Annotated in this window: 1 protein-coding gene; it reads left to right on the forward strand. The window is 72.4% G+C overall.

The features are described 5' to 3' along the window. Positions 1–5389: SDR family NAD(P)-dependent oxidoreductase (locus tag AF1_RS31655; RefSeq protein WP_157419379.1), on the forward strand; the 5389-nt coding region annotated here is incomplete at both ends.

Here is a 5389-nt window from a genome sequence, read left to right on the forward strand (position 1 = left end):
TGGCACGTCGAGCCGAAGCGGCCCGCCGTCCCGCTGCCCGCTTATCCGTTCCAGCGTGAGCGGTACTGGCTGAACCCGGCCCCAGCGGCGAAGGACGCGGCCGGGCTCGGGTTGAGTGCGGCCGAGCACCCGCTGCTCGCCACGACCACGGCGCTGCCCGACGGGAGCTGGCAGGCCACCGGGCTCCTCTCCCTGGACGCGCAGCCGTGGCTCGCCGACCATGCCGTCCACGGAACTCCGATCCTGCCCGGCACCGCGTTCCTCGACCTGGTGCTCCACGCCGCCCACGCCCTCAACACACCCACCCTCGAAGAACTCACCCTCCACACACCCCTCACCACCGACACACCCCGCGACCTGCACATCAACGTCACCGCACCGGACGACCAAGGCGTTCGCGAAATCAGCGTGCATTCGCGCCCGCACGACAGCGAAGGCGACTGGGTCCTGCACGCGAGTGGTGTCCTGTCCCCGGCGGAGCGGGACGTCCCGGACGACGACGCCGCCTGGCCGCCGGAGGGCACGGCACCCGCAGATCTCGCCGGAATTTACGAAGCGCTGTCCGAGCGCGGCTACGACTATGGCCCGGCGTTCCAGAACCTCCGCGAGATGCGGGAGCAGGCCGCGACGCTGCACGCCCGCGTCCAGCTCGACCCCGACACCCCCGTCACCGGCTACGACATCCACCCCGCGCTGCTGGACGCCACGCTCCACGCACTGCTCGCGGCGATCGTTCTGCGTGAGGACGGCCCGGTGAGCCTCCCATTCTCGTGGTCGGGTGTCCGGGTGCACGCCGTAGAGGCAGACACACTGCACGTCCGGCTAACGACAATGAGGCCCGGAACGATCGCGTTGCATGCCGCCGACCCGGCGGGACGGCCCGTCCTCACCGTCGAGGAGCTGACGCTCCGGCCGCTGAGCACCGACCTCGCGGCCGCCGCAGCGCCCACCCGCGCCGCCGGCGACGACCTGTTCCTCCTGGAATGGCAGCCCGCCGAGACGACGACCGCGGAGCCCGGAACGCCGGTCTTCATCGGCGACGCCGAGAACGGCTACGGAACGCTGGCAGAGCTGAGCGCCGCAGTCGCGGAAGGGACGCTCCCGGCCCCGGCCGACGTGGTGGCGCTGCCCAGCCTGTTCGCGACGTCCTGCGGCGACGACCTGGACAAAGACTGCACCTGCCCCGACGCCGTCGAGACGGCCTCGGCCGCGGCGCTCGCCCTCGTCCAGGAATGGCTGGACGCCCCGCACCTGCACACCGGCACCCTCACGGTCTGCACCCGCCACGCGCACGCGATGCCAGATGACGACCACGAGCTGAACCTGGCGCACGGCGCCGTGTGGGGCCTGGTCCGCACCGCGCAGAATGAGCACCCGGACCAGTTCCACCTCCTCGACGCCACGTCGTCCGGCACCACCGGGATCTCCGCCGCCGTCGCCGCCGCGCACGCGCTCAGCGAGGCGCAACTGGCGGTGCGCGGCGACCGCGTGTACCGGCCGAGGCTGGCCCGGGCGGGTTCGCGGGGGCCGCTCCCGGCCGCGCCGTCCGCGTGGCGGCTGGACACCTCCGCCCGGACGGGCAGCCTGGACGATCTCGTCGTCGTCCCGTCCGACGCGCGGGACGTCGCGCTCCTCCCGCACCAGGTGCGGGTCGCGGTGCGCGCAGCCGGGATCAACTTCCGGGACGTGTTCGTCACGCTCGCCATGCGCGAGGGCGAGACCGGCCTCGGCCTGGAAGGCGCGGGCGTCGTACTGGAGGTCGGCTCTGACGTCACCGGCCTCGCGCCCGGCGACCGGGTAACCGGCCTGTTCGAGCACGCCTTCGGGCCCGTCGCGGTCGCCGACCGGAGGCACCTGGCGAAGCTGCCGGACGGATGGACGTTCGAGCAGGGCGCGTCCGTCCCGATCGTGTTCCTCACCGCCTACCACGGCCTGGTGAACATCGCCGGGCTGCGTCCCGGGCAGTCGGTGCTCGTGCACGCGGCGGCCGGAGGCGTCGGGATGGCGGCGGTGCAGCTCGCCCGGCGCCTCGGGGCCGAGGTGTACGGGACGGCGAGCGCCGCGAAACGCGACGCTGTGCGGAAACTCGGCCTGGACGACGCGCACACGTCCGACTCGCGCAGCCTCGTCTTCGAGCAGGAGTTCCAGGAGGCGACAGGCGGCGCCGGGTTCGACATCGTGCTGAACTCGCTCGCCCACGAGTTCGCCGACGCCTCCCTGCGGCTGCTGCCGCGCGGCGGCCACTTCGTGGAGATCGGCAAGACCGACATCAGGGACGCAGGCGCCGTGGCCGCCGAACATCCCGGTGTCGTCTACGAGGCGTTCGATCTCCTGGCGGTGCCGCCGGAGCGCGTCCAGGAAATGCTCGACGAGCTGATGGCGCTGTTCGCCTCGGGCGCTTTGAAGCCGCTGCCAGTGCGGTGCTGGAACCTGCTCGACGCGCGTGCCGCCCTGCGCCATCTGCGCGAGGGCGCCAACATCGGCAAGATCGTGCTGACCCCGCCGCGGACGCTGGACCCGGACGGCACGGTCCTGATCACCGGCGGCACCGGCACGCTCGGCGGGCTCATGGCCCGGCACCTGGTCACCGAGCACGGCGCGCGGCGGCTGCTGCTCACGAGCCGCCGCGGCCCGGACAGCACGGGCGCCGCCGAACTGGCGGCCGAGCTGGAAGAACTCGGCGCGCACGTTACCGTCGCGGCCTGCGACGTCGCCGACCCAGACGCCCTGGACGCCCTTCTGTCGGACGTGCCCGACGCGCATCCCCTGACGGCCGTCGTGCACGCCGCCGGGGTGCTGCGGGACGCGCCCGTGACCGGGCTGACCGGCGACCACCTCACCGAGGTGCTGCGCCCCAAGGTGCACGCCGCTTGGAACCTGCACCAGCAGACCCGCGACCTGGACCTGGACGCGTTCGTGCTGTTCTCCTCCGCCGTCGGCGTCCTCGGTAACCCCGGCCAGGCCAACTACGCCGCCGCCAACAGCTACCTCGACGTCCTCGCCCACCAGCGGCACCGGCACGGGCTGGCCGCCGCGTCGGTGTCGTGGGGACTGTGGGAGCACAGCAGCGCCATGACCGGCGAGCTGACCGGCGCGGACCTCGCCAGGCTCCGGCGCGCCGGGCTCACCCCGATGAGCGACGAGCACGCGCTGGCGCTGCTGGACGCCGCCGTCCAGCTCGGCCGCCCGCACCTGGTCGCGACGCCGCTGCCGACGGCGACCACCGCGCACCACCCGTCGCCGCTGCTGCGCGACCTGGCCCCGGCCACCCGCCGCTGCACCGCCGCCTCCGGCGCCGCGGCGGCCGACGCGACCTGGGCCGAGACGCTCGCCGCGCTGCCCGCCGACGACCGGTACCCGTGGGTGCTGGACGAGGTCCGCGCGCAGGTCGGCGTCGTCCTCGGGCACGCCGACCCGAGCGGGCTCGACGACCGGCGCGCGTTCAAGGAGCTGGGCTTCGACTCGCTCACCGCCGTGGAGCTGCGCAACCGGCTGAACTCGCTCACCGGGATGCGGCTGCCGACGACGCTGGTCTTCGATCGTCCGACGATCCACGCCATCACCGGCTTCCTGATCGAGGAGGCCGCGGGCGGCGCCCCCGCCCCGCTCTCCGTCACCGCCCGCGTCGACGAGACCGATCCCGTCGTGATCGTCGCGATGGGCTGCCGCTACCCCGGCGGCGCGGACACGCCGGACGCGCTGTGGCGGCTCGTCCGCGACCAGGTCGACGCGATCGGCCCCTTCCCGGACGACCGCGGCTGGAGCAGTGGCCTGTACGACCCGGATCCTGATCGTCCGGGGACGTCCTATGTCCGGTCGGGCGGCTTCCTGTACACGGCGGGCGACTTCGACGCCGAGTTCTTCGGCATCAGCCCGCGCGAGGCCCTCGCCATGGACCCGCAGCAGCGGCTCCTGCTGGAGACGTCCTGGGAGACGATGGAGAACGCCGGGATCGACCCGACGACGCTGCGCGGCCGTCCCGTGGGCGTGTTCGTCGGCGCGGTCTCCCAGGACTACGGGCCCCGGATGCACCAGGGCCCGAAGGAGGTCGGCGGCTACCTGCTCACCGGCAACATCAGCAGCGCCATCTCCGGCCGGGTCTCCTACACCTACGGCTTCGAGGGCCCGGCGGTGACGGTGGACACGGCGTGCTCGTCGTCCCTGGTCGCGATCCACCTGGCGGCGCAGGCGCTCCGCTCGGGCGAGTGCGAGCTGGCGCTCGCCGGGGGCGTGGCGGTGATGAGCTCCCCCGGCATGTTCCTGGAGTTCAGCCGCCAGCGCGGTCTTTCGTCGGACGGACGCTGCAAGCCGTTCGCCGCGGCCGCCGACGGAACGGGCTTCGCCGAGGGCGCCGGCGTGCTGCTGCTGGAGCGGCTGTCGGACGCCGAACGTCTCGGTCACCGCGTGCTCGCCGTCGTGAAGGGCTCGGCGATCAACCAGGACGGTGCCAGTAATGGGTTGTCCGCGCCTAACGGGCCGTCGCAGGAGCGTGTGATTGAGCAGGCTCTCGCCAATGCCGGGCTGTCGGCCGGGCAGGTCGATGTGGTCGAAGCGCATGGGACGGGCACCAGCCTGGGTGATCCGATCGAGGCGCAGGCCCTGCTCAATACGTATGGGCAGCACCACACTGCTGAGCTGCCTTTGTATCTGGGGTCGATCAAGTCGAACATCGGGCACACGCAGGCTGCGGCCGGCGTCGCGGGTGTCATCAAGACGGTGCAGGCGATGCGGCACGGGATGCTACCGGCGTCGCTGCATCTGGACGAGCCGTCGCCTCATGTCGACTGGGACACCGGGCACGTGGCGCCGCTCGCTGACAGCACCCCGTGGCCGGAGACGGGGGAGCCGCGTCGGGCTGCGGTGTCGTCGTTCGGGATCAGCGGTACCAACGCGCATTTGATTCTGGAAGCCGCGCCTGAGACGTCGGACGAGGGCGTTGTTGAGGCGTCGGCTGGTCCTGTGGTCACCGTGCCTTTGTCGGCGAAGACGCCCGAGGCTTTGCGGGATGCCGCCGCTCGGCTGGGCGACCACCTTGCGGATCGTCCGGAGGCCACTCCGGCTGAGCTGGCGGGGGCGCTTTCACAACGGACGTTGTTCGACCACCGGGCCGTCATCGTGGCCCGGAATGACGACACGGCGACTCTCGTCCAGGCGCTCACCGCCCTGGCCTCCGATGAGGCGCATGCATCCCTGGTCACTGGCACGCCCCGAGACGGCGGCGGCGTGGTGTTCATGTTTAGTGGTCAGGGCAGCCAGCACCTGGGCATGGGGCAGGAGCTTCACAGCACGTCACCCGTCTACACCGAGGCGTTCGACGCTGTGTGCGAGGCGGTCGACCCACACCTGGACCGGCCGCTCGCCAGCGTGGTGTTCGGGGACGATGCGGAGC

It is taken from the genome of Actinomadura formosensis NBRC 14204 (assembly GCF_001552155.1).
In the GTDB taxonomy this organism is placed as follows: Bacteria; Actinomycetota; Actinomycetes; order Streptosporangiales; family Streptosporangiaceae; genus Spirillospora; species Spirillospora formosensis.